25 protein-coding genes and 3 pseudogenes are annotated in these 25,161 nt (G+C 69.6%); 14 read left to right on the forward strand and 14 right to left on the reverse strand.

Annotated features, from left to right (window positions below; translation table 11 throughout):
* Positions 1–127: 127 nt before the first annotated feature.
* Positions 128–1,648 (forward strand): APC family permease, encoded by a 1,521-nt coding sequence (locus tag ACIGO6_RS33460; protein WP_399882929.1) that lies wholly within the window; start codon positions 128–130, stop codon positions 1,646–1,648.
* A gap of 75 nt (positions 1,649–1,723) precedes the next feature.
* On the opposite strand, the pseudogene ACIGO6_RS33465 reads toward ACIGO6_RS33460, so the two are convergent.
* Positions 1,724–1,870, reverse strand: a pseudogene (locus ACIGO6_RS33465) (transposase); the annotation flags it as partial.
* Between the two features lie 155 nt (positions 1,871–2,025).
* Here ACIGO6_RS33465 and ACIGO6_RS33470 point away from each other — a divergent pair.
* Both ACIGO6_RS33470 and ACIGO6_RS33475 read left to right on the forward strand, forming a co-directional pair.
* Positions 2,026–2,715 carry a transcriptional regulator gene (locus ACIGO6_RS33470; RefSeq protein ID WP_399882931.1) on the forward strand — a complete coding sequence of 230 codons (690 nt, stop codon included), beginning with the start codon at positions 2,026–2,028 and terminating at the stop codon, positions 2,713–2,715.
* Positions 2,716–3,049: 334 nt separating this feature from the next.
* Entirely contained in the window at positions 3,050–3,211 is a 162-nt protein-coding gene (locus tag ACIGO6_RS33475; RefSeq protein ID WP_399882933.1) for a hypothetical protein, read from the forward strand.
* A gap of 183 nt (positions 3,212–3,394) precedes the next feature.
* On the opposite strand, the gene ACIGO6_RS33480 is transcribed toward ACIGO6_RS33475, so the two are convergent.
* Complete coding sequence (locus ACIGO6_RS33480) at positions 3,395–4,138, reverse strand: AraC family transcriptional regulator (protein WP_399882935.1); 744 nt, start codon at positions 4,136–4,138, stop codon at positions 3,395–3,397.
* 54 nt (positions 4,139–4,192) lie between these two features.
* Between ACIGO6_RS33480 and ACIGO6_RS33485 the strand changes: the two genes are divergently transcribed.
* From ACIGO6_RS33485 to ACIGO6_RS33500, 4 genes and pseudogenes are all read left to right on the forward strand, one after another.
* Positions 4,193–5,392, forward strand: a complete 1,200-nt coding sequence (locus ACIGO6_RS33485) for an MFS transporter (RefSeq protein WP_399882937.1) — start codon at positions 4,193–4,195, stop codon at positions 5,390–5,392.
* Positions 5,393–5,406: 14 nt separating this feature from the next.
* Positions 5,407–6,149: pseudogene (locus ACIGO6_RS33490) on the forward strand (transposase).
* A 354-nt stretch (positions 6,150–6,503) separates the two neighbouring features.
* Positions 6,504–8,084, forward strand: a complete 1,581-nt coding sequence (locus ACIGO6_RS33495) for a hypothetical protein (protein WP_399882939.1) — start codon at positions 6,504–6,506, stop codon at positions 8,082–8,084.
* A gap of 222 nt (positions 8,085–8,306) precedes the next feature.
* Positions 8,307–9,416, forward strand: coding sequence for an acyl-CoA dehydrogenase (locus tag ACIGO6_RS33500; protein ID WP_399882941.1), 1,110 nt, complete (start codon positions 8,307–8,309; stop codon positions 9,414–9,416).
* 529 nt (positions 9,417–9,945) lie between these two features.
* On the opposite strand, the gene ACIGO6_RS33505 is transcribed toward ACIGO6_RS33500, so the two are convergent.
* Positions 9,946–10,827, reverse strand: coding sequence for a LysR family transcriptional regulator (locus ACIGO6_RS33505; RefSeq protein WP_399882943.1), 882 nt, complete (start codon positions 10,825–10,827; stop codon positions 9,946–9,948).
* 60 nt (positions 10,828–10,887) lie between these two features.
* Here ACIGO6_RS33505 and ACIGO6_RS33510 point away from each other — a divergent pair, with 60 nt between their 5' ends.
* The 4 genes from ACIGO6_RS33510 to ACIGO6_RS33525 all read left to right on the forward strand — a co-directional run bounded on the left by ACIGO6_RS33510 (position 10,888) and on the right by ACIGO6_RS33525 (position 13,676).
* Complete coding sequence (locus ACIGO6_RS33510) at positions 10,888–11,253, forward strand: DoxX family protein (RefSeq protein WP_399882945.1); 366 nt, start codon at positions 10,888–10,890, stop codon at positions 11,251–11,253.
* A gap of 229 nt (positions 11,254–11,482) precedes the next feature.
* On the forward strand, positions 11,483–11,758 hold the full coding sequence (locus ACIGO6_RS33515; protein WP_399882947.1) for a hypothetical protein: 276 nt from the start codon (positions 11,483–11,485) through the stop codon (positions 11,756–11,758).
* A 76-nt stretch (positions 11,759–11,834) separates the two neighbouring features.
* Positions 11,835–12,209 carry a hypothetical protein gene (locus ACIGO6_RS33520; RefSeq protein WP_399882949.1) on the forward strand — a complete coding sequence of 125 codons (375 nt, stop codon included), beginning with the start codon at positions 11,835–11,837 and terminating at the stop codon, positions 12,207–12,209.
* Between the two features lie 441 nt (positions 12,210–12,650).
* Entirely contained in the window at positions 12,651–13,676 is a 1,026-nt protein-coding gene (locus ACIGO6_RS33525) for an SGNH/GDSL hydrolase family protein (protein ID WP_399882951.1), read from the forward strand.
* A 460-nt stretch (positions 13,677–14,136) separates the two neighbouring features.
* Here ACIGO6_RS33525 and ACIGO6_RS33530 read toward each other — a convergent pair whose 3' ends face one another.
* From ACIGO6_RS33530 to ACIGO6_RS33560, 7 genes are all read right to left on the reverse strand, one after another.
* On the reverse strand, positions 14,137–14,514 hold the full coding sequence (locus tag ACIGO6_RS33530; protein ID WP_399882953.1) for a hypothetical protein: 378 nt from the start codon (positions 14,512–14,514) through the stop codon (positions 14,137–14,139).
* A gap of 288 nt (positions 14,515–14,802) precedes the next feature.
* On the reverse strand, positions 14,803–15,684 hold the full coding sequence (locus tag ACIGO6_RS33535; protein ID WP_399882955.1) for an alpha/beta fold hydrolase: 882 nt from the start codon (positions 15,682–15,684) through the stop codon (positions 14,803–14,805).
* 175 nt (positions 15,685–15,859) lie between these two features.
* Positions 15,860–16,438: a TetR/AcrR family transcriptional regulator gene (locus ACIGO6_RS33540; protein ID WP_399882957.1), complete on the reverse strand. Its 579-nt coding sequence runs from the start codon at positions 16,436–16,438 to the stop codon at positions 15,860–15,862.
* A gap of 162 nt (positions 16,439–16,600) precedes the next feature.
* Entirely contained in the window at positions 16,601–16,855 is a 255-nt protein-coding gene (locus tag ACIGO6_RS33545) for a hypothetical protein (protein ID WP_399882959.1), read from the reverse strand.
* A 211-nt stretch (positions 16,856–17,066) separates the two neighbouring features.
* Positions 17,067–18,308 (reverse strand): amidohydrolase family protein, encoded by a 1,242-nt coding sequence (locus ACIGO6_RS33550; protein WP_399882961.1) that lies wholly within the window; start codon positions 18,306–18,308, stop codon positions 17,067–17,069.
* 181 nt (positions 18,309–18,489) lie between these two features.
* Positions 18,490–18,933 carry an Rrf2 family transcriptional regulator gene (locus tag ACIGO6_RS33555; RefSeq protein ID WP_399883150.1) on the reverse strand — a complete coding sequence of 148 codons (444 nt, stop codon included), beginning with the start codon at positions 18,931–18,933 and terminating at the stop codon, positions 18,490–18,492.
* 362 nt (positions 18,934–19,295) lie between these two features.
* Positions 19,296–19,895 carry a TetR/AcrR family transcriptional regulator gene (locus tag ACIGO6_RS33560; RefSeq protein ID WP_399882963.1) on the reverse strand — a complete coding sequence of 200 codons (600 nt, stop codon included), beginning with the start codon at positions 19,893–19,895 and terminating at the stop codon, positions 19,296–19,298.
* 118 nt (positions 19,896–20,013) lie between these two features.
* Here ACIGO6_RS33560 and ACIGO6_RS33565 point away from each other — a divergent pair, with 118 nt between their 5' ends.
* The 3 genes from ACIGO6_RS33565 to ACIGO6_RS33575 all read left to right on the forward strand — a co-directional run bounded on the left by ACIGO6_RS33565 (position 20,014) and on the right by ACIGO6_RS33575 (position 22,513).
* Positions 20,014–20,763: an SDR family NAD(P)-dependent oxidoreductase gene (locus tag ACIGO6_RS33565; protein ID WP_399882965.1), complete on the forward strand. Its 750-nt coding sequence runs from the start codon at positions 20,014–20,016 to the stop codon at positions 20,761–20,763.
* A gap of 13 nt (positions 20,764–20,776) precedes the next feature.
* Complete coding sequence (locus ACIGO6_RS33570) at positions 20,777–21,526, forward strand: SDR family oxidoreductase (protein ID WP_399882967.1); 750 nt, start codon at positions 20,777–20,779, stop codon at positions 21,524–21,526.
* Positions 21,527–21,581: 55 nt separating this feature from the next.
* A protein-coding gene (locus ACIGO6_RS33575) for an IS5 family transposase (RefSeq protein ID WP_399882969.1) occupies positions 21,582–22,513 on the forward strand; the annotation gives its coding sequence in 2 pieces (ribosomal slippage) (positions 21,582–21,956 and positions 21,959–22,513; 930 coding nt in all).
* On the opposite strand, the gene ACIGO6_RS33580 is transcribed toward ACIGO6_RS33575, so the two are convergent.
* The 4 genes and pseudogenes from ACIGO6_RS33580 to ACIGO6_RS33595 form a co-directional block, all read right to left on the reverse strand.
* Positions 22,462–22,908 (reverse strand): transposase, encoded by a 447-nt coding sequence (locus tag ACIGO6_RS33580; RefSeq protein ID WP_399883153.1) that lies wholly within the window; start codon positions 22,906–22,908, stop codon positions 22,462–22,464. The two genes, ACIGO6_RS33575 and ACIGO6_RS33580, sit on opposite strands and share 52 nt — an antisense overlap.
* A pseudogene (locus ACIGO6_RS33585) lies at positions 22,882–22,977 on the reverse strand (alpha/beta hydrolase); the annotation flags it as partial. The gene ACIGO6_RS33580 and the pseudogene ACIGO6_RS33585, both read right to left, overlap by 27 nt.
* A 236-nt stretch (positions 22,978–23,213) precedes the next feature.
* On the reverse strand, positions 23,214–23,414 hold the full coding sequence (locus ACIGO6_RS33590) for a type II toxin-antitoxin system VapB family antitoxin (RefSeq protein ID WP_399882971.1): 201 nt from the start codon (positions 23,412–23,414) through the stop codon (positions 23,214–23,216).
* Positions 23,415–23,733: 319 nt separating this feature from the next.
* Positions 23,734–24,063 (reverse strand): hypothetical protein, encoded by a 330-nt coding sequence (locus ACIGO6_RS33595; protein ID WP_399882973.1) that lies wholly within the window; start codon positions 24,061–24,063, stop codon positions 23,734–23,736.
* Between the last annotated feature and the right edge of the window lie 1,098 nt (positions 24,064–25,161).

The following is a 25,161-nucleotide window of genomic DNA, read 5'->3' on the forward strand; positions in this document are numbered from 1 at the left end:
ACCCGCCCGGGAGGCCCGCCGCACCACCGGGCCTCCCCGCATCGCACCACCCGACACGGACCCCACGCCGTCACCGCGTCCGCACGCACTCCGTCGCAGTCCCCTCTCCCCGCCCTAGGAACTGCCCGTGTCCTCCAACCTCACCTCCTCCGACCCGCGCACGTCGGACACCGCCACCACCGGCCTGCAGCGCAGCCTGAAGCGTTTCGACATCACCGCCATGGCCGTCGCCGCGGTCATCTCCTTCGACACCGTCGGCCAGATCGCGACCGGCGGCGGCGAGGCCGCCACCTGGACGGCGGCCATCGCCCTGTTCTTCCTCGTCCCCTACGCCCTGCTGTTCGCCGAGACCGGCGCCGCGTTCCCCCAGGAGGGCGGCCCGTACGTGTGGGTGAAACTCGCCCTCGGCCGGCCGGCGGCCGCGCTCACGACGCTGTTCTACTGGGTCACCAACCCGATCTGGCTCGGCGGCTCCCTGGTCTTCCTCGCCGCCGAGACCTGGGACGGCTTCGTCTTCGGCCTCGGCTCCGGCACCTTCGCCGACTACGCGTTCAAGCTCCTGTTCGTCTGGACCGCCATCCTCACGGCCGTCGTCTCCCTGCGCCGAGGGAAGTGGATCACCACGGCCGGCGCCCTGGTGAAGGTGCTCTGCCTCGCGCTCTTCACCCTCACCGCGGTGCTCTACGGGATCGAGCACGGATTCCAGGGGCTCACCGACACCCGGTTCACTCCGACCACGGCCGGCTTCCTCGCCCTCGTCCCGATCCTGCTGTTCGCCTACGTCGGCTTCGAGGCCCCGAACGCCGCCGGCGAGGAGATGCACGACCCCCAGCGCGACGTACCCGCCGCCCTGGGCCGTTCCGCGACCGTCGCCGCCTGCTGCTACCTGCTGCCGGTCCTCGCGCTCCTGGCCGTCGTACCCCCGCAGAGAGTCACCGGCATCGGCGGATTCATGGAGGGCGCCCGCCTCGTCTTCGGCATCTACGGCGGCGCGGCCGGCCCCCTGCTGACGCTCACCGCTGTCATGTTCGTCTTCGCCCTCCTCACCCAGGGCAGCGCCTGGATGATCGTCAGCGACCGCATGCAGGCCATGGCCGCCGCCGACGGCGCCTTCTTCACCCGATCCCTCGGCGCCTTCCACCCCCGGCTCGGCACACCCGTGCGGACCAACCTGCTCTCCGGTGCGGTGGCCACCGTGTTCATGCTGGCCGCCATGCAACTCGCCGACGGTGACGCGGGTGCCGTCTTCGCGGTCGTGCTCACCGTGGCCGTCACCACCCTGCTGCTGTCCTACCTGGTGGTCGTCCCCGCGCTGGTGCTGCTCCGGCTGCGCCGCCCCGACGCCCCGCGGCCCTACCGCGTACCCTTCGGCAACCCGGGATTCCTGGTCTGCGCGGCGCTGGTGTACGCATGGATTCTGATCGGCTCCTGGTCAGCGCTCTTCCCCGGCGTCCTGGAAGGACTCTTCGGCATCGACTACGTCTTCCACGACATCTGGGGCGTCTCCCGCCTCTCGTTCGAAGCCTTCACCCTCGGCACCGTCGCCGCACTCCTGCTCGTCGGGGCCATCGGTATGACCGTCGCCCGCCGCGAGGGCGCCGCACCGACCCGCGCGGAGACCGGACCACAGCGAAAGGCACTGTCCTGACCGGTGACCTTGCGTGCAAGCCCCGTCCTTCAGGGCGGGGTCAGCGCATCCTCGGCCCGCGCCCGGCCGTCGGGCCGGGCGTTTTTGCTGTTCGATGTACTGCCGGACGACCGACAGCGGCGCACCGCCGCACGATGCCGCGACGTACGACCGGGACCAGAAGTGTCCGTGCGTGATCGCCTGGTTCACGCGGCCGGTGAAGTCTCGTCGCAGGATGCGAGCTCAGTTCGGCCTCGAAGCGGGCCGAACTTGCATGTCCGCCGCCCGTGGATCGGGGCAAGAGGTCACCGCCCGCGACGACGGACCAGATCCAGGTCGGAGTGCCGTAGGGGACGCCGTCCTCGCGGAAGGCTGAGACGTGCAGGACGTCGGCTGCTGTGCGTGCGCTGCAGCTCGACGAATCCGAGCGTGCCCACCGCATGGACCTGGCCCGCACCGCCAGCACCACCCGTCGGCCCGCACGCCGCCGCACGGCACAGCTCATCCGGCCCGGCCTGCAACAGCTCCTCGACGCGATGACCGACGCGCCCGCCTTCATCCGCAACGGCCGGCTCGACATCCTCGCGACCAACCGTCTCGGCAAGGCTCTGTACTGGCCGCTGTTCCAGGACCCCGCCCGGCCGGTCAACATGGCCCGCTACCAGTTCCTCAACCCCGGCGCCGAGCAGTACATGACCGAACTGGACCACCAAAGGGCCGCAGCCGTGGCCCTCCTGCGCACCGAGGCCGGACAGGACCCGTACAACCGCGATCTCAGCGACCTGATCGGTGAACTCTCCACCCGTAGTGAGGACTTCCGTTCGTTGTGGGCCGCACACAACGTGCGCCTGCACCACACTGGTCTCAAACGCTTCCGCCACCCCGCCGTCGGCGATCTCACCCTCGCCTTCGAAGCCCTGCCCGTACCGACCGACCCGGGTCTGACCCTCACCGCCATGAGTGCCGGACCCGGCACCCCGTCGGCTGACGGCCTCAAACTGCTCGCCAGCTGGGCAGCCACACTCGACGACAACCACCAACCGGAGGGCGAACCCAGCAACGACCAAGACGCCAGATACCGGCCCTGAGCGCCCACCCGGCAGCACGTGTAGGTCTCGTCTCCCGCCACTCCCTCTGTGATGCGCGAGGTCAGGAGCCTGGTTCAGGCCACCAACCGTGAGATCCCACACCAGCCTACGAGGCTCCAGGCCGGACGTCCTGCTGGGCGCGGGCCCAGCGCATGCCGGTACTTTCAAACACCCCGGCTGGCGTGTGCCCGCGCTGCTTTGGCACTCCACGGCGGTGGCAGATGCCGTCCCTGCAACGGATGAGAAGAGCTCTTCCAGCCGTCTGGAAGTCGAACGTGGCCGACGGCCGCCGCGCCGACGGTGAACGACGCGGCAAGCGCGTGAAAGCGCCATCATGCAGGCCACCCGGAACGGCACGGCGATCAGCGTGAGCGGCATCGCCCGGGAAGTCAGGGTCGACCGCACCTTCCTCCACCGTCACCGCGATCTGCTCGCCCTCATCCACGCCGCGAACGGCAGCCCGCCGCCTCGGCCCCCGGAGCGGGCCCTCTGGTGAACCTCGCCTCGCTCCAGGCCGACCTTGCCAACCCACACCTCCGCAATACCCGGCTCGTCACTCAGACTTGGCGCCTGGAGCGACGGCTGTCCGAGATGCTGGGGGAGCGGACGTGGCGGGAGTCGGGCCTGGGGCTGTCTGACAAAGGATCTTGACGGCTCGTGCGCTGACCGGGTCGTGTGGTCAGGTGGTGGGGCGGGTGCCGGGGGTGTGGCCGAAGGTGCGGCGGAAGACGTTGATGAAGGTGCTGGCGGAGGACCAGCCGCAGCGGTGGGCGACGGCGGTGACGGGGGTGTCGTCGGCCAGGAGGATCAGGGCGTGGTGGAGCCTGATCTGGGTGCGCCACTGGGGGTAGGTGAGACCGAGGTCGTCGCGGAGGCGGCGGGAGAGGGTGCGGGCGCTGGCGCCGATCTGGTGTCCGAGGTCATCGAGGGAGCGGTTGTCGGCCGGGTCGGTGCGCAGGATGTCGCGCAGCTCGCGGAGCAGGGGGTCGGTGGGGGTCGGCAGGTGGAGGGGCCGTTCGGGGGAGAGGGTGAGCTGGTCAAGCATGACGGCTCGCAGGCGTCGGTGGGGCGGGCTGTCGTCGTCGGGGTCGCGGGTGTAGGCGACGATGAGTTCGCGCAGGAGGGGGCTGACGGCGAGGACGGCGGGTGTGTCCAGGCCGAGAGGGTTGTCGGTGGTGGGCAGGCCGACGAGGTGGAGGTCGAGTTCGCCGTGGGCCTGGTGCTGGTGGACGGTGCCGGCGGGGATCCAGAGCGCCCGGGTAGCAGGGGCGATCCAGGAGCCGGCGTCGGTGGTTACCGCGATGGTGCCGCGGCTGGCGTAGGCGATCTGATGGTCGTCGTGGCGGTGCGCGTCGATCTCGCCGCCGGAAGCCAGGCGCTGGGTCCGGGTCGGTGCGACAGGGGTGTGGCGGATTTTCTGCATCACCTGTCAATCTATCGAAAGCGCGACATCGGGTGCTTCTCCCAGCATGGGGGCGTGCGAAGGAATACATCGATCTTGCTGCTGGCCGTGGGGCACGCCTGCGTCGACATCTACCAGGGCGCCGTCGCGGCGCTGATCCCGTTCTTCGTGGCCGAACGGGACTACACCTACGCGGTTGCCTCCGGCATCGTGCTGGCGGCGTCCCTGCTGTCGTCGGTGGCCCAGCCGTTGTTCGGTGCGCTCACCGACCGGTGGGCTATGCCGTGGCTGCTGCCGGTCAGCACCCTGTTGGGCGGGGTGGGCATCGCGCTGAGCGGCCTGAGCGGCTCCTACGGGCTCACCCTGTTCTTCGTTGCCGTCTCCGGGATCGGCGTGGCCGCCTACCACCCGGAATCCGCCCGCGTGGCCCGGCAGGCCAGCGAAGGCAGTCACAGCGCGATGGGCTGGTTCTCCCTCGGCGGCAACATCGGCTTCGCGCTCGCCCCGCTCATGGTGTCGGCCGCGATCGGACGCGGCTCCCTCCACTGGACACCCGTCCTCGTCCTGCCCGCCCTCGCCGGCGCCGCCCTGTGCGTGCCCGTCTTGAGGATGCTCGCCCGGCCCCGGACCGGCACGGCCAAGACACAAACGCCCCGCAGCGCGGACGACGTGGCCTCGTTCGTGAAGCTGTCCCTGGCGGTCGTCTTCCGCTCCATCGTCTTCACCGGCCTGAGCACCTTCATCTCCCTCTATGCCCAGCAGCGCATGCAAGGCAGCACCAGCGCGGGGACCGTCGCCCTGTTCCTGCTGTTCCTGGGCGGCGCCGTCGGCTCGGTCCTGGGCGGGACCCTGGCCGTCCGCTACGACCGCGTCCGCGTCTCGCGCTGGTCCTATCTGCTCTCCATCGCTGCCGTCACCGGCGTGATCTACGCACCAGGCCCGGCCATGTTCCTCTTCGTGGCCCTCACCTCCGCCGGCCTGTACGTCCCCTTCTCCCTCCAGGTCACCCTCGGCCAGGACTACCTGCCCTCCCGAATCGGGACCGCCAGCGGCGTCACCCTCGGCCTCACTGTCAGCATCGGTGGCCTCATCAGTCCCCTGCTGGGGTACCTGGCCGACTCCACCACTCTCCAGACCGCCCTCACCCCCCTGATCGCCATGCCCGCTCTGAGCTGTCTCCTCTTCCGCGCCCTGCCCGAACCCACCGCCCCCGGCACGCGGACCGCCACACCCGCGCCCGCGCCCGTGTCCGTGTCCGCACAACAAGACGCGTAGGCCCGCACGGACCAGTGACCACACACAGGCCCACCGGACGGACGAGGACGTGTCCGAGCACGGATCCTGCCGTCCGCCGGGGCGAGCTGACGGAAACGGAGTGGGAGCGGACAGCGCCCCTGCTGCCGAGAGCTGACGGGCGGGGACGGCCGTGGCGGAACCACCGGCCGGTCATCAACGGCGTGCTGTAGCGCCTGCGGACCGGCACGCCCTGGCGGGACGTGCCCGAACGCTACGGTCCATGGCAGACCGTCTTCGAGCGCTTCGCCCGCTGGGAGGCGGACGGCACCTGGGCGAGCTGCTCGAACATGTCCAGGGACACGAGGACGCAGCCGGCAACGTCAACGACTCCACCGTCTTCGACACCATCATGGACACCTTGAGAGTGCCCCGAACCGGCGTCGGACGCCCCGGGTGCCGACCCCACGTGGTCATCGCGGACAAGGCGTACTCGTCCCGCGCCATCCGTCAGGCCCTGCGCGGGCAGGGTATCCGGGCTGTGATCCCGGGACGCACAGACCAGAAGGCCAACCGTGGACGGCGCGGACAGGCAGGCAGCGGGCCACCAACCTTCGACCGCGAGCTCTACAAGGACCGCAACGTGGTCGAGCGCTGCTTCGCTCGCCTCAAACAGTTCCGCCCGATCGCCACCCGCTTCGACAAACTGGCCAACCGCTGCAAAGCCGGAGTCCAGCTCGCCTCGCGCATCCTCTGGCTCCGCGAACCTGCTCAAGGCCCTTTGTCGGACAACGCCTAGGCGCCCCGCCGAGACCGATAGCACAGGTCGCCGGGGGCAGGCCATCAACTGGCGGCACACCGAGTATGGGTGTGAGCAGCCGACCGACGTACAGGAGTTCCCGGCGGGATTGATCGTGCTGGAGTTCGCCTACTGTGCGGGGTTTGGAGTCGGCGGATGCTCGCAACCGGCCTTCCCTCTGCCGGTCTCGCACCCGGAAAGTCAATAATCCCTGTTTCGGCCAGTTCCGGTATGGTTCGCGCCGGTTACGGCGTATCAGGGTTCTTGGGCGGTCCGGTGGGACAGTGCTGTGGGCCAGGGGACTGCGCCTGTGGGGGCGAGCGCCCTTACAGCAGAAACTGGGGGGTTTCAGCGATGCCTGATCTGCTGCACTACGAGGTCCTCAACGACCCCGCTTCGTTCCAGGTGTCCGGGACGGGGACGGGCGGGGAGTCTGCGGGGGAGGTGTACATCGTGGTCTCCAACCGGACCGCATCCCACATAGCCTGGTGGGAGATCAAGGTCGATGTGCCCTGCGGGAACAATGCCTTTGATCTGACGTCCGACGCCGCGGCGATCAACGCGCGGTTGGAGCGCACCTACCGGGCCGCGCACGGGGGCACGCCGGGGATCGAGTGGGACGGCAAGGCGGGCGTCCTCACCGTGTCCGCCGACGGCTACGGCGGGCTGTTCCCCCCGGGTGCATCCCTGGTCCTGCTGCTGGAGGGCTTCCCTGTCTCCGCCAAGCAGGGGGTGGTCGAGCTGCTGGTGAGCGAGATGGCGTCGGACCACGGGGACATCCGGGAGCGCTCGGTGCCCTTGTACGTGATGAAGCGGGCACCCAAGGTGCCGCGCAACTTCCGGCCGAAGGAGTCCCTGGTGGCCGCGGGCGCGGACGTCGTCCTGCAGTGGGAGGGGCCCGACTCCCTCACCTACCGGATCCAGGGTCCGGACGGCCTCTCAGGAACCGTCCCGCAGAGGAAGGGGGCCGGCTGGGAGTGGTCGCCGGCGGCGGGCGAGGAGCCGAAGCGCGATGCCACCTACACGCTGGTGGCCACCTCCTCGAGCCAGCAGCAGCCGGGGTACTTCCTCACCACCACCGTCCACCTGCGCAGCCCCGAGTTCGAGAGCGTGACCGCCACGACCGGGGTGCGCAGCCCGTGGGTGGAGGGCACCAGGGGCAAGGGGCGCATCGTCTTCACCGCGCAAGGCGCAGAGATCCACGACCAGACCGACGCGCCCGGCACCGTCTCGGCCGCCAAGGCCGATGTCGAGGCCGTGACCGCCGCTTGGGTGCGAGGCCGCGGCGACGGCGCTGGATGGATCCAGTTCCCGTTCGACGGGATCAAGGTCGGCCATGGCGGGGGAAGCGACCTGGGGACCGTCACGGCCGACAAGGTCAGCGCTGCGGGCGGCGTGAACACTCCGTGGGTGGGAGACCGCGACGCCGGTAAGGGATGGATTGAATTCCCGCAGTCCGGAGTGAACGTACGCAAGGACGGGGGGCAGGCGTGGGGAACCGTCGCCGGTGACACGGCGGACCTGAACGGCATCAACACCAAGTGGGTGCAGGGCCGCGACAGCAGTGCCGGGTGGATCGACTTCCCACCCGCCGGGCTGAACGTGTTCCAGGGCGGCGGAAACCGCCAGTGGGGAACCGCCGCGGCCGGCAAGGCAGACCTGAACGACCTGGTCACCCGCCGGGCCGAGGTAAAGGGAGACCTCTCGGTCACCGGCAGGGTGGATGCCGGGGGCGAGCTGCACGCCGCGGGGAAGACCGTCGTCGGTGGCGGTCTCCACGTCAACGGGGAGTCCGCGTTCTCAGGGAAGGTGAACGCCAACGGGCACCTGTCGGTCCGCAACGGTACCGACAAGTGGATCATGCACACCAACGACGACCTTGTGGCGATCAATGACAACCTGCGCGTCCACGGCGCGTTCCGCTCGGACAGCTGACGGCCAGATGCGACGGCCACCCCGCCGGGCCCACGAGCCGGCGGGGCGGTCATCGGCCGGGGGCTGCAGGAGGTCAGGCCGGCAGACCACGGCGAGCGGATCCGTACGCCGTGACGCAGCTCGACTACCAGCAGAAATCGGCGCCGCGAGGGTGGAGCCGAGTACATCGCCGTCCAGGGCCCGCCCGGCCCCGGGGCGATGTGGGGGAAGACAGGGGAGGACATGCGATTTCTGGAGCGGGAACGCGCCACTGTGGAGAAGCTGCTGCCGGGGCTGGACGAGAGTCTGCGAACAGTGCCCTTCACGGAGCTGGAGGGCGCCAGTAGTCCCGGCGTCCGGCTCTTCCGCGACAGCGGCGGCCCCGGTCTGCTGGTGCCGGAGAGCTCCCGGGGACTGGGAGCCACCGCCCTGGACGCCCTGCGGGTGCAGCGCGCACTGGGCAGCAGGTCACCGTCGCTGGCCGTGGCCACCGCCGTGCACCACCTCTCGATGGCCACCCTGGTCGCTCAGGCGGCCGCCACCAACGACGGTGGCCTGGGATGGATGCTTGTCGAGGGCGTGGCCGCCGACAACCGGCTCATGGCCTTCGGCTTCGCCGAGGAGCGCCCCGGTGCGGGAATCCTCTCCCCCTCGATGACCGCCGCGGTGGACGACGACGGGGTGCGGATCGGCGGGGTGACGCGCGCGGGCGGTCTGGCCCGGTCGATGGACCTGCTCATCGTCAGTGTCATGGCCCCCCGTGTGGAGGGCCCGGGCGAGGAACTGGCAGTGGCGCTGGTGCCCGCGGACAGCGAGGGCGTGAGCGTCAGCGGGGCGGAGAGCGAGCACGTCACCCTCGACGACGTGCTGTTGGCGCCGGAGCTGCTGGTGCGGGCCTCGGACCTCGACGGGCAGCTGGACGCACTACTGACCGCGGGCTTCGCCTGGTTCCAGCTGCTGCTGACGGGTGGCTACCTCGGGGCCGCCAGCGCACTGGTCGAGCGGGTACTGCTCGATGACCGGGTGCCCGAGTCCGAGCGGGTCCGGCTGCTGGTGGACGTCGAGGGCGCGATGTCGGCCGCGGAAAGCATCGCCCGCCGGATCGACGAGAGCGGCCCGGACGAGTCGACACTCGCCGATTCGCTGTATGTCCGGTACTTCGTGCAGGACACCATCTCCCGGGTGACCCCGCGCGCGGTGGAACTGATCGGCGACCTCAGCTCCCTGGCCACCGATGAGGTCGGCTACCTCGCCACCTGTGCCCACGGACTGGACCTGCAGCCGCCGACACGGTTGCAGATGACCGGCCCACTGGCGGCGTACCTGGTCGACGGGCCGCTCACCATCGCCTGATCCCAGACATCCGACAGCGCCCCGCCCGCGCGGTCCGTCGGAATGCACCAGGGCCGGGAGCTCCACCTTGTCGCAGGCGTCACCTGCGGGCGCGCGTGAGCGGAGAAGACCACGCCAACGGCTCCCGGCCGCATGTGATCGGTGCACCCGGCGCAGGGGTGGGCCGCGACGCGGCCGTTGCCGCGATCGGTGGTCGTGCTGCGCAGGGGAGCGGGCCGGCCGGGCCCGGCCGGCCCGCGGCTGGTGGTGCAGGCCGAGGTGGATCGCCAACGAGGCCGCGGGCCGGTGGCGCCAGCTTCCACCGGACGCGCCGGGACGTTTCCCCGGAGTGGATGCCTGCGTTCGGCGCAGGCACTGGGGTCACTATGCCCCGGTGACCACTCACAGTCACCACGAGCCGTCAGAACCTGAGGTATACGCGAGTCCCGAATACGCGAGGTCGCCCGTGTCACAGCCCTTCAACGCGACGGCCGCCGGGATTTGCGCCGATCCGGCCGGGCAGTGTGCCGGCGGTCTGTCGGCCCGGTGGTCAGATCCGGCTCAACCGCCGCGCGATGGCCTCCAGCAGCTCATCCAGCGCCGCCTCGCGTGTCCGGCCCTTTGGTCGGGCCAGCCCTACCCGGCTCGGTGAGACCCCGCGGACTGGACGGAACACCACGTCCGGGTGGGAGTAGAAACGGGCGGTCGACGCCGGGGCCAGCGCTACGCAACCGGCAGCCACCGCTCCGAGCCACTCGTCGGGCCGTTTAGTGACGGCGCCGACCCGGACTGGGTGTCCTTCCCGCTCGTCGTCCGCCAGCCAGTGCTTCCTCCAGGCTCCGGTCTCGGCTCCGGCCGCGACGAAGGGCTCGTCCCACAGCTCCCGGAACTCCACCGTCCCGCTGTTCGCCAGCGGATGTCGAGCCGACAGCAGCACCCCACGCTCCTCAGTGAACAACTCTCGCACGTCCAGCCCCTCCTGACCCGGAAACGGCAAACGCACCACTGCCGCATCCACTTCGCCCCGAGACAGGCCGGCACTCGGGTCCGACCAGTCGAACTGGCGCAGTTCCACCCGCCACTCCGGCTGCGCCTGGCGGAACTCGGCGATGACCTCGTGGACGGCACCCACGGCGCCCGCGTCCAGGAAGCCCACGCGCAGCACACGCGCCGCCCGCCCGGTTGCCCGTACCGCCTCCTCCCAGCCGTCCAGCAGTGCGGGCACCCGCGCGGCGAGTTCTCGACCGGCTTCGGTCAGCGCCATCCCGGACCGCGAACGCGAGAAGAGCGGTACCCCGAGATCGTCCTCCAATCGCCGGATCTGCTTGGTCAGCGCGGGCTGTGAGACGAACAGCTTTTGCGCCGCCCCGGTCAGGCTGCCCTCCTCCGCCACTGCGGCAAAGTACCGGAGCAGGCGCGTGTCCACGTCCATGCCACCAGGTTATAGAAGGAGGTATTGGACGGTGCGGAGGTGTCCCCGGACCCTGAAGGCATGACCGGTACCCAGCTCGCATTCCTCGTCGTCACCTTGTTCACCGTCGCTATCAACGTCGGTATGGCCGCAGCCGACCTCGCCGGGGCGCGCTTCGTGCTGGCCAACTCGGCGCAGGTGGGGGTGCCCCGATCCTGGCTGCCCTGGCTGGCCGTACTCAAGCTGGCTGGTGCGGCGGGCCTCCTCCTCGGCCTCTTCGACGCGGCACCGCGCGCCCTCGGTGCTGCCGCGGCCTGCGGTCTGGTCCTGCTCTACATGGGCGCGCTCGGCTTCCATCTGCGCGCCCGCGTGCTCTACAACATCGCATTTCCCGGTTTCTACTTCGCCACCGCCGTCGCCTCGTTGGCCTTGATCGTGGCTGCCTGATGACGGCACCGACCCGGAACGTCCCGATTCGAGCTGGCCTCCAGGGTGAGTCAACCCTTTCTGCTGGGCCTGGCGGGTGGGTCAGGACCGGGTTGTGGCGGGTGGCCGAGTGGAGAGGGCGGAGGAACGTCGCCGGGGCAGGCCGGGAATATACGGGGGAGCGAGCACAGGGAAGCGTAGGGGCGTGCGGGGATGGGCATACAGGGGCGCGGGGCGGTGGTTCGGTTCAGTGACGACGTATCACGGCAAGCATCTGCCGACCGGGATCCTGCCCGGAGACGGTGTCGGCACCTGGTCCGTGACGGGGGACGGTGTCGCCTCCCGGTCCGTGTCCGGGAGCGGCGTTGCCACCTGGGGTGTGGCCGACGCCGAACGATGGCGGATGGTGGCGGTCCCGACCGCTCTCGCCCCGGCAGTGGGCGGCTGGTTCCTGGCCTTCCTGGTCACGGTGGCGTCCGCCTCGGCGGCCTGGCACAGGGGGCGGGTGACGGGACGGACTGGTTGAGGTGTCCGGGTCTCGTCCTGCTGACCGCCCTGCCGCTCTGGTATCGGTACGTTCCGGTCGCGGCCGTACCGGCGGCGTGGATCATCCGGCGAAGGCGGGCCGGCTGGTCGTCCTCTCCGCCTGCGCCGTCGCGTTCGCAGGAGGCTGTCTGCGGCTGCGAGCCCGACGCCGACAGCGGGCTCTGGCCCACGCTGTTGCGGGAGAGCGCCGCTTCCCGCTGCTCGAAGGCACCCCGGAATCGGACGGACACCGGGGACACCGGCGGGTCTATGCCGGGCTGGCGCTCTGCCTGGCCGCCGCAACCATCCTCACCGACAGCCTGTTCGCGGCACCGACCGCGTCCGGCGTCGCCTACGACACCGTCGGGCAGGTCGTGACGAGGCAGTTGGACACTGATGTACCAGTGCAGATCAGGTCCCAGACGGCCGACTGCCTTGGGTCCGGAGATTGAGGTGGGCGACAGGGTCGGCGAGGAACCGTCATGCCGGGTGAGCGAGCTGTTCGGGGGTGACTGCCTCAAGCGTTCGCGCCTCCGGACGAGCCGCACTCGCCGACTGCGGGCTCGCTCGTAAGCGGCGGCACGCCGGGAGAACTTCGCGTGCCCGAGGCCGTGGCCTGGATCGCCGAGGCCGCCTGGAAGGCCGGCGACCCGCTCGCCTCCTCTCACAAGGTAAGGACGTCGTGGGCCGCTCTGTCCGGCCGGGACGGGGCGGCGGGGGGCGGTTCACACGTATGGGCGGTCGGCGGTCGGACGTCGACCGGTGTGGGGATTGGCCGGTACCGCACCGTGCGGACGCGTGGGAAGGCGCAGGGCTTCGGCGGTGGGCAGCCTAGGGAACGGCATTGCACGACTGCGTTGCGTGCCGTAGTGCGACGTTCCGAAAGGAAGACCATGAAACGCCGAATGACCGGGTGGAGCGTGCGGTCGGTGGCTATGGGCCTGGCCGCGCTGGTGGCCGGCGCCCTGCTGCCGACAGGCGCTCAGGCTCAGCCGGCAGACCCCTACGAGTGGGCCGCGCTGGGGGACTCCTACACCGCCGGGCTGTTCGTCGGCGACCCGCAGCCGCCGCTGGGCTCGTCGGACCGTGACGGCTGTGACCGCACCGCCAACTCCTACCCCGACCTCGTCCAGCGGGCGCTGAACACCACCCCGGGCGGCCCCAGCGTGGAGCTGACCAACGTCAGCTGCGGCGGCGCGGCCATCGAGCACATCACCGACAGCGGCCAGCAGCCACTGAGCCCCGTTGACGCCCCGGCCGACGGCTGGGCCGAGGTAGCCCCCCAGCTCCAGCGGGCCGGGCTGGACGAGACCACCGACGTGGTCACCATCGGCATCGGCGGGAACACCCTGGGCTTGGCTGAGATCCTCGCGCGCTGCGTCGTGGACGGCCTGCTGGGCCGGTCCTGCATGACTCACTACGAGTATGAGATCGGGGAGCGGTACAGCCGGGTTCTCACGGAGTACGAGGCGATGCTGGAGGCAGTGCACACCGCCGCCCCCAACACCAAGGTGATCACGATCGGCTACCCCTCCGTTCTCCCCAAGAACTCCGGAGACTGCGCCCGAGGCGACCTTGCCACCATCAGCCAGGACGACATCGACTGGCTGTGGGGCGTGCACGCGAACCTCAACCAAATCATCGAGTCCGTCACCGACGAGCGCGGCGACCGCTTCGTCGACCTCGACACCTCCAGCGCGGGCCACGACGCCTGCCAGCCGGCGGGCACCAAGTGGGTCGAGGGCATCTGCGGCCAGGCCGAGGACTTCTGGCCCACCGACATCCCCCTCCCCAACGGGTTGTCCCTTCCCTGCCCCGACGGCATGCACGCCACCATGGTCCACCCCAACGCCGCAGGCCACGCAGGCGCCGCCACCCAGGTCGAGACCGCGATCCGCGCCGCACTGCAAGAACCCTGACGGCCCGCCTGGACTCCATGCGGCGCAGCCACACAGCCGTCCCAGAGACCGTTCCCTGGGACGGCCGCAGGCGTTCGCGGACCCCGCCCACAGCCGGGAGGGTCAAGGGCGCGAGCCACGTCCGCGCCGTCACTGCCGCCGTCCGCCCCCGCGCCACCCAACTACCGAAGAGCAGCGGCCGCAGGCGCTCGCCGACGTTACCGCGCGCCCCCAGGCCGTGTGACCATCCTCCGCACCGCGCCGCGTAACGGCCGCATCGAGGGCACCAACATACGGGGGTGGATCTCCGACGACCGCATAGGCCTGCCATCCGAGGAATCGTTCAACGGTACACGGAACGCTCCTGAGCTCCCCGACGAACTGAGGTCTGCCAAGTCCTGAAGCAGCTCGTAACCGCCAGGTCAGCAACCCCGTGCTACGAGGGCTGATCACGAGGAAGCGGCCGCACCTTCACCGGGCATCATGCGACGCGCCTTGCGGGTGACGAGACGGAGGGCGAAGTCGGCGCTGAGCGGACCGACTTCGCACCGGACGTGTCCGCGACCGCCATGGCGCCGCGCTCGCGCTTGGTGCCGGGCGTGCCGATGGTCTGGGAGAAGAACTGCGACTCGAAGGCGCACTTGGCCAGGCCGTGCGACGGCTTCCCCCGCAGTTCGCCGTCGAGGTAGTGCCCGACGACACGGTCGATCCCCTTGCCGGGGACGCCGGCCTGGGTGCAGGCGGCCGCCATGAGCGAGCGGATGCCGCCGATACCGTCGTCCAGGCGGACGGCTTGCTCCGGGCCGGACCCGTGCGAGGGGGCGCTGTCCTGCGCGGCGGACCTGGCACAGGAAGGCAAGGGCTGACGGGGGGCTGTCCCTTGGGCAAATATCACGCGCGTCCCCGGACGTGGTGGTGGGGACGGGAAGGCGGCGGGCTCCGGGCGGTGGTGCGGCGCCCGGGGCGGTGGTGTCAGCGGGGGGCGCGGACCATGTGCTGGAGGGCGGTGCGGCCCCGGTCGATGAGCACAGCGTCGCTCTTGGCCAGGCCGGTGCTGAGGTAGGAGACACCCAGGCGGGCGGTGAGCAGGACGAGTGTGCGCTGCTCGGTCGACGAGAGCAGCCGGCCGTATCCGGTGGCAGCCTGGTCACAGATGCGCTGCCAGGAACGGAAGGACGGTCTCGGCCATCTCGTCGGGTACTTCCTCCGCGAGGTCGTGGCCCGCGTCGAAGACGTGCCCGGTGACATCGTGGGCCATGAGCCGCATCTGGGACTCGTTGCGCTCGCCGATGAAGGCGGAGCCGCCGAGTGCCAGGACCGGGATGTCCAGCTTCTTCCGGGCGGCCTGCCGGTTCTGTTCGGCGTCGGTGAGCATCGCCCGGTAGATGGCGAGCATCGCCCGGATGCCGCCGGGCATCGAGTAGCAGCGCACGTACTCCTCGATGGCGTCGGAGGTGGCGGTGTCGGGGTGGCTGCGCTCGTTCTTGATCATGTAGGTGATCAGTTCGCGTTCGTGCCCGGCGATCAGCATCTCGGGGACGTCGGGCTGGAAGTAGAAGCCCAGGTGCCACAGGTGCATGCCGCTGGAGACGTTCTCGGGGGTGAGGGCCGTGTGGTCCTCGAAGCCGAAGCCGGGGAAGAGGGCCTCGGCGAAGACCAGGGCGGTGGCGTGGTCGCGGTGGCGGGCGGCGAGCTGGTAGCCGATCACCGCTCCCCAGTCCTCGCCGATCACGGCGTAGGTCTCGTGCCCGAGGCGGGTCATCAGCTCGGCGATGTCGTCGCTCATCGTCGCGGAGTCGTAGCCGTCCGCGGGGCGGGCGGAGTCGCCGAGACCGCGCAGGTCGGGCACGACGACGGTGTGGTGGGGCGTCAGCTTCGGTACCAGGTGACGCCAGTGGTAGCCGGTCTTGGGCACGCCGTGCAGCAGTACCACGGCGGGGCCGGACCCGGCCGTCCGGTAGTGCAGACTCGTTCCGTTGACGGCGGCACGTCCGGTGCGCAGGGGCGTTGTGGTGTGGTCGTACATCATGACGTGGTACTTCCTGTCTTGGGCGAGTGCGGTGGGTCGATGAGCCGGCAGGCCGCTCGGACCGGCGGCGCTGATGGGGGCCGCTGTCGTCGCGGCCGGGGCGGGTATCCATTTTCTTTATCGAGTGTTACAGAATCGGGCCATGAAAAACATCCGGCCGAGAGCGTGGGACCCCTCAGTCGAGAGCGGACAGCGCGACCTCAACGAGGGGTTCGAGGGTGTGCGCGTCCGGCGTGATCTTCGAGGAGACCAGCAGTCCGTTGAGGAAGGTGATCAGGAACGCGGCGACCGTGTGCGGGTCGTGTCGCGCCGCGATCTCACCCCGCTCCGTCGCGGCTCGCAGCAGCTCGACCAGCACCTCCCGGCTCGCCTCCTGCATCTCGCGCACGGTGCGCCGGGTCGCGGCGTCCTGAGGCAGCCGCTCGCAGACGGCATTGACGGCCAGGCAGCCCTGACCGCCGTTCCCGACGGCGATGCGGATCCGCTCCGTCAGCAGCGCGCGGATCGCCGCACGGACGTCCGCCCCCTCCTCCAGACTGCGCAGGGCGTCCGCCGCGAGCGTGGTGCGGTAGTGCTCCAGCGCGGCCCGGTACAGGCCGTCCTTGTCGCCGAACGCGGCGTACAGGGACCCCTGCCCGATCCCCAGGTGCTGGGTGAGGTCTCGCACCGAGGTCGCCTCGTAGCCACGCGTCCAGAACAATTCCATGGCGCGGCTCACCGCCGCCTCGGTGTCGAACTCCCGGGTTCTTGCCATGATGTCACCGTACCCTATCTGGATCGAACGCTCAAGAAAGGGTCTGTGGGCTGACCATGCGCTGATTCGCAGGCCGGCCTCACGACTGCTCGCCGCCGGCGCCCTCGGCGGCGTCCGGGTCGCGCGGCAGAGCGGTCCGGCGACGAGCAGGTTTCCTGCACCTCAACTCCTCACACCCGGCGAAGCCCCGGGGTGCCCGGCAGCTCGAGGCCGGCAGCGCCTCTCGGCGGGTGGCGACCCGCTCGTGGTGCTGATGCGGGTGAGGAAGAAGTCCCGGACGTCCTCGGCGAGCAGCTCCGGCACCTTCCTCGCGGCGAAGCAGCCGCTGCGCTCGAACTCCGACCAGTGCCTGATGTCGTACAGCCGCTCGGCCGGCGGTCGCACCGACTGCGTGACGTCCTGCGCGAACCGCCACACCGAACGGCACCCGGCACGGCTGCTGGACCCCCACGGGCATCATGGTGGAACCGCGCCGAGGAGAGCCGCGGTCGCTGTCAGCCAGAACAGCGAGATGCCGGCGAGCATCCGATGTGAACCGTTGCCCGGGCGGATACCACCTCCGCTGCCGCACCGCACTCGGCGGCCGGCCACCCGTCACCCTCGTGAACAACCCTGCGGGTCGATACACCTAGCGCTTGTCGACGGCGAGTTCGCCGTTCAGGATCACCATGCTGAGATCCCGCAGGTTCCCGATGTCCGCGGTGGGATCGGCGTTCAGTACGAGCAGGTCGGCGCGCTTGCCCTGGGCCACCGTGCCGAGGTCGGGGCGGGCGCACTGCCGCGACGCCCCGCTGGTGGCTGCGGCCAGTACCTGGATGGGCGTCATCCCGGCCGCCACCATGAGTTCGGCCTCTTCCAGGGTGTTGGCTCCGAACAGGCCCCGGCCGCTGAAGGTGTCGCTGCCCAGCGCGATGTGCACGCCGGCCTGGGAGACCTTCTGGAGATTGCCACGCGCGTCCGGGTGGGCATCGTCGATCCAGAGCGTGGGTGTGTAGGTGATGTCGTGTTCGAGCATCAGGTCGATGAGCGAGTGGTCGGTGAGGGGCTCGACGGTGACACCGTGCTCCAGGCCGTCCGCACCGGCCTCGATCGCCTCGTGTGCCGCGGCTTGCTGGGTGGTGTGGACGGTGACCCGAAGGCCCCGCTCGTGCCCGGTCTCGACACCTGCCCGAAGGAGTTCGAGGGGGAGCCGTTCCAGCTCGACACGATCCGGAAAGGCAGGATTCTGCCAGAGGTATTTCGGCCCGCCGGAGTGTGCGCACGCGCCCTCTGACAGGAGTTTGATGGCGTCCACCTTGCGGTCGGCGAGGTGGTGCACCAGGTCGCGGATCTCCTGCACGCTGTCGACCTCTCCCGTGAAGCGCTCGCGCGCCCAGGGGTTGTCGCTGAAGACAGTGGCGGCGGGGTGCCCGTCGCGTCCGGTGATGCCGCAACCGGTTGCCAGCAGTCGCGGGCCACGCAGCGTGCCTTCGGCGATTCTGGCCCGTGTGTCCAGGATCCCGCCCGTCGGATCGCCCACCGACTTGATGGTGGTGACCCCGTGGTCGAGGAACAGCCCGAGCCGCCCCGGGAGCTTGTTCTCCTCGAAGGCCCGCATCGAGTCAGGATCGGAGACCGCGCGCACGTCGTAGAAGTGGACATGAGTGTCGATCAGTCCCGGCATGACCCATGCTCCGGCCGCATCGACCTCCTGTCTGCCCCCGAGCGGTTCGGCCGATACCGAGGCGATCTCTGCGCCGTCGACGGCGACGTCGTACAGACCGGTGAGCGCCTGGCGGCCGTCGAAGACATGTGCGCGACGGATGACGAGGTCGTAGGTCGCAGGACCGCGAGCCTCGGCGCTCGCGATCGCTTCGGCTTGCTGGTGCATCGCTCTCACTCCTGGCATGTCTGAGTAGGTGTTCAGGTCCGGGTGGATGCGGATGGATGGTGCGGCCGCCGGCATCGGGAGCCGGAGGTCCAGGAGCACCACGTCCCGAAACAACTGCAACTACATTGGTTGCAGTTAGGGTGTGCGTCATGACGCGGGGCGAGTGCGCGTCACTGTTGAATCAGTGGTCCTGCGCTTCGTTGTCGCAGGCCAGTATCTGCTGCAGCAGGGCGGCGATCGTCGTCCGGACGAGCTGTTCCTCCAGAGCCCGCTCCGCGCTGCGGAACTCGACGTCGAGCAGATCGCCGATGTTGCGGCCGATCACACATGCCCCGCTGGGCGGATGGGGGTGCTTCGAGAAGATCCGCCCTCCCTCTACGGCGGCGTACGCGTCATAGAGCGTGATGTCCCGCGGGGTGCGGGCAAGGGACCAGCCGCCACCCCGCCCCTCGGTGGACCGCACCAGGTGAGCGTCTCGCAAGCGGCCGAGGATGCGCCGCACAAGAACTGGATTGCTTTCGAGGCTGTCCGCGATCTCCGCGGAAGTCAACGAGCCTCCACGCCGGTGCGCCAGCATCGCAAGCGCGTGAATCGCGACCGCGCTCCTGCTGCTGAGCCCCGCCATCTCCGGCTCCTTGTCGCCGCCGATCAACTGTCACCAAAGTAGTTGCAGATAATTCGACGGTCAACCGAGCCGTCCGGGGCCCCGGACCTGAGCAGGTCGGATGCCGGGCGACGACGGCCTGGACCAGGTTGGCGCTGCGGGTGGCGGAGCCGCACAACTCGTCGCCTTCATGGCTCGACGCCTCCGGGGTATCGCCGCTGGGGACTTCGGAGTCGACGCACGGACCGTTTCGGCAGGCGCCGCGCAGCCGTCGGAACCAGATGATGGCTCAGGCGAGTTGGAGGAGTTCCGGCGCAGGCCGGCGCGTATCTCCTAGTGGATACGCAGGCGTTTGGGCTGCTGCGGCCGCGGCAGGGGTCCGGTCACGCCCGCAACCCGTCGACCGCCGTGTCGATCGCCGCCAGGGCCGCAGACCTGTCGAGCCCCGCCCTCGATACGAGCGAGAGGCCCTGGACGATGTAGAGGAGGAGTTGCGCCTGGGCCTCCGGGGAGCAGGTGTCCGTGACCTCTCCGGCGGCCTGGGCGCGGCGGAGCGCAGCGGCGACGATGTCGGTGAACCGGCGGTACGAGCGGGTGACGATCTCTGTGGCTTCGCTGTCCTGGGGGACGAGTTCGGCGGTTGTGTTGCCGATCAGGCAGCCCTGTGGCACGCCCAGGTCGGAGACCAGTTCGTCCAGCCTGGCGGGATGGGTCAGGATCTCCCGCAGGGCGGGCAGGAGAGGACTGGTGTCGAGTGCGGCGGTCAGATGCCGCTCGTACACCTGCCAGTAGAGCCTGACGGCTTCGAGGTAGAAGCGGCGCTTGTCGCCGAATGCGCCGTAGAGACTGCCGCGCTCGACGGCGAGCGCGTCGACCAGGTCCTGGATCGACGTCGCCCCGTATCCCCGGGACCAGAACAGTTCGAGTGCGCGCTCCAGCGTCTGTTCCTTGTCGAACTCGCGGGGGCGTCCAGTTCGTGCCACGTGCTCGATACTACGACTTCTTGACTAGGCATTCAAGAAGTCGTAGGTTCCGTCGCGTCACTTCTTGAACGGGCGCACAGAAGTCGGTCGCTCACTGGCCGGCGCGAAGGGCGGAGCAATGGAATTCGCAGGCAAGACGGCACTCGTCACCGGATCCGGCGCGATCGGGGGACTTGGGCACGTCACGGCCAGGGTGCTGGCCGCGGGCGGAGCCGACCTGATCCTGACCGGCACCGATCCACAGCGCGGCGCCCGGGTAGCGGAAGACCTCCGCGCAGCCGGCGGCGGTTCCGCCGGGGCGGTGCGTTTCGTCGCCGCCGATCTGTCCGACCCGGCGGGCGTGCGACAACTGGCCGCGGACGCCGGAGCCGTCGACATCTTGGTCAACAATGCGAGCGTGATGACGTTCTCCCCGACCGCCGGGCAGGACCTCACGAGCTACGAGGCCGCCTTCGCGGTCAATGTGCGTGCCCCGTTCCTGCTCACGGCTCTGCTCGCGGAGAAGATGGCGGCGGGCGGCGGCGGCAGCATCGTCAACGTCAGCTCCACCGCGGCCGGCCTCGGCATGCCGGGCATGGCCGTCTACGGCGCCACCAAAGCCGCGCTCGAATCGCTTACCCGCACCTGGGCGGCGGAGTTCGCCGAGTCGAACGTGCGGGTCAACGCCGTCGCTCCAGGTCCGATGCGCACGTCGAAGGTGGTGGCGGCGATGGGCCCGGACATGGGCGGCATGGGGCTGACCACCGCGCTCAAGCGCACTTCCGACCCGGTCGAGGTGGCCCAGGTGATCGCCTTTCTCGCCAGTGACCGGGCCAGTTACATGACCGGGGCGGTCGTGGCCGCCGATGGTGGCCGCACCGCGATCTGAGGGGGACGCAACAATGAACCGTCTTGTGGGAAAGCACGCCCTGATCACAGGGGGGACGAGCGGCATCGGCCTGGAAACGGCCCGCGAGTTCCTCGCCGAGGGAGCCGCGGTCGCCATCACAGGCCGTTCTCAGGAAAGGCTGGACGCCGCAGCCCGGCAGCTGGACGGTCCGCTGCTGACCGTCGTCAGTGACGCAGGCGACGTACCCGGCCAGGCGGCGCTCGCGGCGCGGCTCCAGGAGCAATGGCCGAAGCTCGACATCCTGATGAGCAACGCCGCCGACGTCACCCACCTCCCCATCGAGGCATGGACCGAGGAGGCCTTCGACAGACTCCTCGCGACCAATCTCAAGTCACCGTTCTTCCTGATCAGGGACTTGCTACCGCTCTTCGCGCAGCAGTCCTCGGTCATTCTCGTCGGCTCGGTCTCCGCGTACATCGGACACGACAATGCGACCGTCTACGGCGCGGCCAAGGCGGGCCTGCTCTCCTACACACGCGGGCTGACCCATGAGCTGAAGGACCGGGGCATCCGCGTCAACGGACTGAGCCCGGGCCCGACGATCACCAATGCGTTCGCGCCCCTCGGACCCGAGCGCCAGGCCGCCCTCTACGAGGAACTCCGGCAGACCGTGCCTCTGCATCGCCTGGGCACTGCCACCGAGCTGGCGAAGGCGGCGGTCTACCTCGCCTCGGACGAATCCGCTTACACCGCGGGGACCGTGCTGCGCGTTGACGGAGGCATCGGGCAACTCGCGTACTAGGCACTGTTTCTCGGATCTCCTGACATGACAGGGTTGTTGAGGTCAGGGTGGAGGCATGGGCCGTGGCGATTTAACGAATGCGGAGTGGGATCGGCTTGAGTCGTTTCTGCCTCAGGGAGGGACGCGTGGAGGCCGGTGGAGTGACCACCGACGGGTGATCAACGGAGTGCTGTACCGGGTGAGGACGGGCGTGCAGTGGCGTGACCTGCCCGAGCGTTTCGGGCCCTGGGAGACCGTCTACAAGCGTCATCGCCGCTGGTCAGCGGACGGCACCTGGAAGATGCTGCTGTCGAAGATCCAGGCCGCAGAGGACGCGGCGGGCCGGGTCGACTGGGACGTGTCGGTGGACTCCACCGCGGTGCGGGCCCATCAGCACGCTGCCGGCGCCCGCAGAACACCGCCCGTCGCGGCTCCTCAAAAGGGGGCCCGCTCAGGGACGAACCAACCCGATCCGGTCCTGCGGAGACTGGCCGTCCGGCTGGAGGAGGTGGTCGCCTCGGCGAATGTCCGGGACGCTCCCGTGGCGGCTTCACCACCAAAATCCATCTCGCCTCCGACGGACGGTGCCGGCCCCTCGCGCTCCTGCTGACCCCCGGCCACTACGGTGACGGCCCTCAACTCGAGGCAGTACTGCAGCAGATAGCCGTGCCCCGCATCGGATCCGGGCGGCCGCGCTCCCGACCTGACCGCGTCCTGGCAGACAAGGCCTACACATCGCGGCACAACCGCCGCTACCTGCGGCGACGAGGTATCGCCCACACCATTCCCGAACGGCGTGACCAGCGCAGACACCGGCGAAACCGCGGCTCCCGCGGCGGCCGGCCCACCGGCTTCGACAGCGAGCGCTACAAGAAGCGCAACACCGTCGAACGTGCCATTAACCGCTTGAAAGGCTTCCGCGCCGTCGCCACTCGCTACGAAAAGCGGGCCTACATCTACCTGGGCACCGTCACCCTCGCAGCACTCATCATCTGGCTCCGCACGTGATCCGAGAAACAGCGCCTAGGGTCCGTTTTCAGGCGGAGAGCGACCGCTGCTTCGTAGGAGGTGGCGGTCTTCTCGTATCGGGTGGCGATGCCGCGGAAGCTGTTGAGGCGGTTGAAGCAGCGCTCAACGACGTGGCGGCGACGGTGGCGATGCCGGTCGAATGCCGGTGGTGGGCCGCCGTCGCGTCCGCGGTTGTGACGGTGCCGTTGCTGGTCGGTCTTCTCCGGGATGGTGTGTGCGATGCCGCGTTTGCGCAGGTAGGTGCGGAAGCTGCGGGAGCTGTAGGCCTTGTCCGCGATGACCTGGTCGGGCCTGCAGCGTGGTCGTCCGACGCCGCTTCGTGGGACGTGGATGCGTTCGATGTGTGCCGGCTGGTCCGAGAGCCTGGTGCGCAGCCAGGCGGCGTCCGCCGGGTCGGTGACCCCGAACAGGCCCAAGGGCGGCGGCATCTCGGGTTGCGGGGGCCGGATATGACGGCGAGGTTGATCAGAGGCCGGGTTGGAGGCCCTGGTCCGCAAGCCTGGCGCGTTTCCCGGGGCCACCGCCCTCGAACCAGCATGCTCTGCGGGGAAGTTCACGCCGGCCCACATCGAGACTGGCACCGAGTCCTATCGGCTCGCCGCCACCAGGGCAGCCCGGGCACAGGACACAGCCACAGGCTGATCACTCCTGGTTCTTCGCCGATGGACTCTGCGAATGATCAACCCTGCTCCTCCTGCGGTTTGATCTCTACCTCGCGCAGACTCTGGTCCTTGGGTTCCGTGCGGGCCTCCGTGCGGTGACCACGGGCGATGTAGTCGCGGACGACCAGTTCGACGGCATCCTGGGGCGATCCAACGCCAGCAAGGACCATCACTTCTACTACCAATTCGGCATCGAGACTGATGTTGATCTTGGCCACAGCTCTCCCCTTCGTCGTGTCGTGCCCGGACTCTAACCGCTCAAGGCGTTGGTGCGTGATCACGATTCGACGGCGCACAACAAGCGGGGAATGGACCGGCCCCTCCAGTGTTGTCGGTTCACATCGACATTTTCGAGCCGTCCGATCGCCAAGTGTCGCCCGAGACCGTCGACCTTGAGCAGCGCGAAGCCCCGGAGCTCAGGCCATGACGCCCCGGGGCTTCGCTGTGCACGTGGACACCCTGTCCAGCCAGCGGTGTCCTGTGTCGGGAATCGGCTTGGGCTCCGGCTCGGAGACCGCGAAGGCCCGCCGGACCCTGTCAGTTGTCCAGACTCAGCCGGAGCTCTGCCGACTTGGTCCCGGCGAAGGTGTAGTCGAAGTGCTCCACCACACCCCAGCCGTCAGCGAACACACTGCGGGAAGCGCCGTTGCCCGCGTGGATGTGGAGTGCGGCGAAATCGCCGTCAGCGCGGTTGTCCTTTACCCAGCCGTAGACATGGAGATTCCCACTCTTGCAGGCCAGGCGGTACTCCGCTTTGGCACCGGGGATGGACGTGACCTTGTGATGCGGGCAGGTAGCCGCGCTGGCGCTGGCGCTGGGGGCGGCGGCGAGGAGGACGCCTGAGGCAGCGAGGAGCAGGGAGCTCATGACGGCGAGGGCGCGGCAAGGGAGGGTCCTTCCTCCGTATAGCTCGGTGGCCGTCTGGTCCACCGATGGCGACCGTAGCCGCGTGCCGCGCCCGTGGCGGGAGCTGCCTCTCCAAACCGCCTGAAGGTGTGGCCATGTACCTCAAACCTTGCAGCGTGCGGGCTCGCGGCGTCGTGGAGGTTGACGGGCCGGTTCAGCGCTGGCTGTCGTTGGGTGCGAGCAGGCTGGTGACCTCGGCGAGGGCGGCCGCGCCGGGCTTGAAGTACTTCCGGGCGGCGCTGACGGCTTGTGCCGGGACGGCGTGCCGCCGCGTCGCCGCCGGGGGGCCACGGCGGCGAACGGGTGTACCGCCCCACCTGCTGCGGCCGTGACGCTAGGCCCCCGCCCGAGCGGCTCCTGAGAGAGGTGCTGCCCCGCTGGGGACTCGTTTTAGGCATGGGTTCGGCGTGCTGCGGGAGCAATGGCTTTGCTGGACATGACCGGGACCACTTTGACGAAGGCCGCGGACCAGGTTTGTTACCGCCCACCACACAGGCGGTACGGGCTGGCGTGGAACCCCTGCGGAGGACTTGGCGACGGTCGACGAAGGCAGGGAATCGAACCGTATCGTCCGACAGAAGGCCGCTGCGCTGTTGGCGGCATTCGCATGGTTCTGGACCTGCGGGTTCCTGGTAACGGTGCAGATCATGGTGCCGAAGTGGTCCGCCACCCACAGCCCCAGAGAAGACCCGGACCTGACGAAGTTCACGCGGTCGTCCCGAGAAAGCAGATTGAGCGGACGCGTCAGTACACGGCCGAGGACCGGCACCGCTACGACGAGGCCCTACGTGCGTTTCGGCAGGCCCGTCAGACGCCGCCCAGTGACCCGGCACCTGATGACACCGGACTTCCTGTCGACTGACTACGTTGCCTGCCGATCAACTTCGGTGACACGCGGCAGCCGGGGCGGCCATGGCCGGGTGCCGACCAGGGCTGCTGCGGATACCGGTCTACGCGGGGCCGCTGACAGCGCCGGGGCGGCGCGTCGACAGGACGTAGGGGCCCGGTGCCTGTTCCGCGGCCCGGACAGGGGGCGCGAGCTGGGCGGGGATCTGGTTG

It is taken from the genome of Streptomyces sp. NPDC053750, from assembly GCF_044544295.1.
Classification (GTDB): Bacteria; Actinomycetota; Actinomycetes; order Streptomycetales; family Streptomycetaceae; genus Streptomyces.

Bases quoted from the DNA above. Each gene is read 5' to 3' on its own strand.
- ACIGO6_RS33505 (WP_399882943.1), bottom strand. From the start codon at position 10,827: ATGGACGTGGACACGCGCCTGCTCCGGTACTTTGCCGCAGTGGCGGAG.
- ACIGO6_RS33500 (WP_399882941.1), top strand. From the start codon at position 8,307: ATGCGATTTCTGGAGCGGGAACGCGCCACTGTGGAGAAGCTGCTGCCG.
- ACIGO6_RS33570 (WP_399882967.1), top strand. From the start codon at position 20,777: ATGAACCGTCTTGTGGGAAAGCACGCCCTGATCACAGGGGGGACGAGC.
- ACIGO6_RS33475 (WP_399882933.1), top strand. From the start codon at position 3,050: ATGCAGGCCACCCGGAACGGCACGGCGATCAGCGTGAGCGGCATCGCC.
- ACIGO6_RS33565 (WP_399882965.1), top strand. From the start codon at position 20,014: ATGGAATTCGCAGGCAAGACGGCACTCGTCACCGGATCCGGCGCGATC.
- ACIGO6_RS33555 (WP_399883150.1), bottom strand. From the start codon at position 18,933: ATGGCGGGGCTCAGCAGCAGGAGCGCGGTCGCGATTCACGCGCTTGCG.
- ACIGO6_RS33495 (WP_399882939.1), top strand. From the start codon at position 6,504: ATGCCTGATCTGCTGCACTACGAGGTCCTCAACGACCCCGCTTCGTTC.
- ACIGO6_RS33595 (WP_399882973.1), bottom strand. From the start codon at position 24,063: ATGAGCTCCCTGCTCCTCGCTGCCTCAGGCGTCCTCCTCGCCGCCGCC.
- ACIGO6_RS33540 (WP_399882957.1), bottom strand. From the start codon at position 16,438: ATGGCAAGAACCCGGGAGTTCGACACCGAGGCGGCGGTGAGCCGCGCC.
- ACIGO6_RS33510 (WP_399882945.1), top strand. From the start codon at position 10,888: ATGACCGGTACCCAGCTCGCATTCCTCGTCGTCACCTTGTTCACCGTC.
- ACIGO6_RS33525 (WP_399882951.1), top strand. From the start codon at position 12,651: ATGAAACGCCGAATGACCGGGTGGAGCGTGCGGTCGGTGGCTATGGGC.
- ACIGO6_RS33480 (WP_399882935.1), bottom strand. From the start codon at position 4,138: ATGCAGAAAATCCGCCACACCCCTGTCGCACCGACCCGGACCCAGCGC.
- ACIGO6_RS33550 (WP_399882961.1), bottom strand. From the start codon at position 18,308: ATGCACCAGCAAGCCGAAGCGATCGCGAGCGCCGAGGCTCGCGGTCCT.
- ACIGO6_RS33535 (WP_399882955.1), bottom strand. From the start codon at position 15,684: ATGATGTACGACCACACCACAACGCCCCTGCGCACCGGACGTGCCGCC.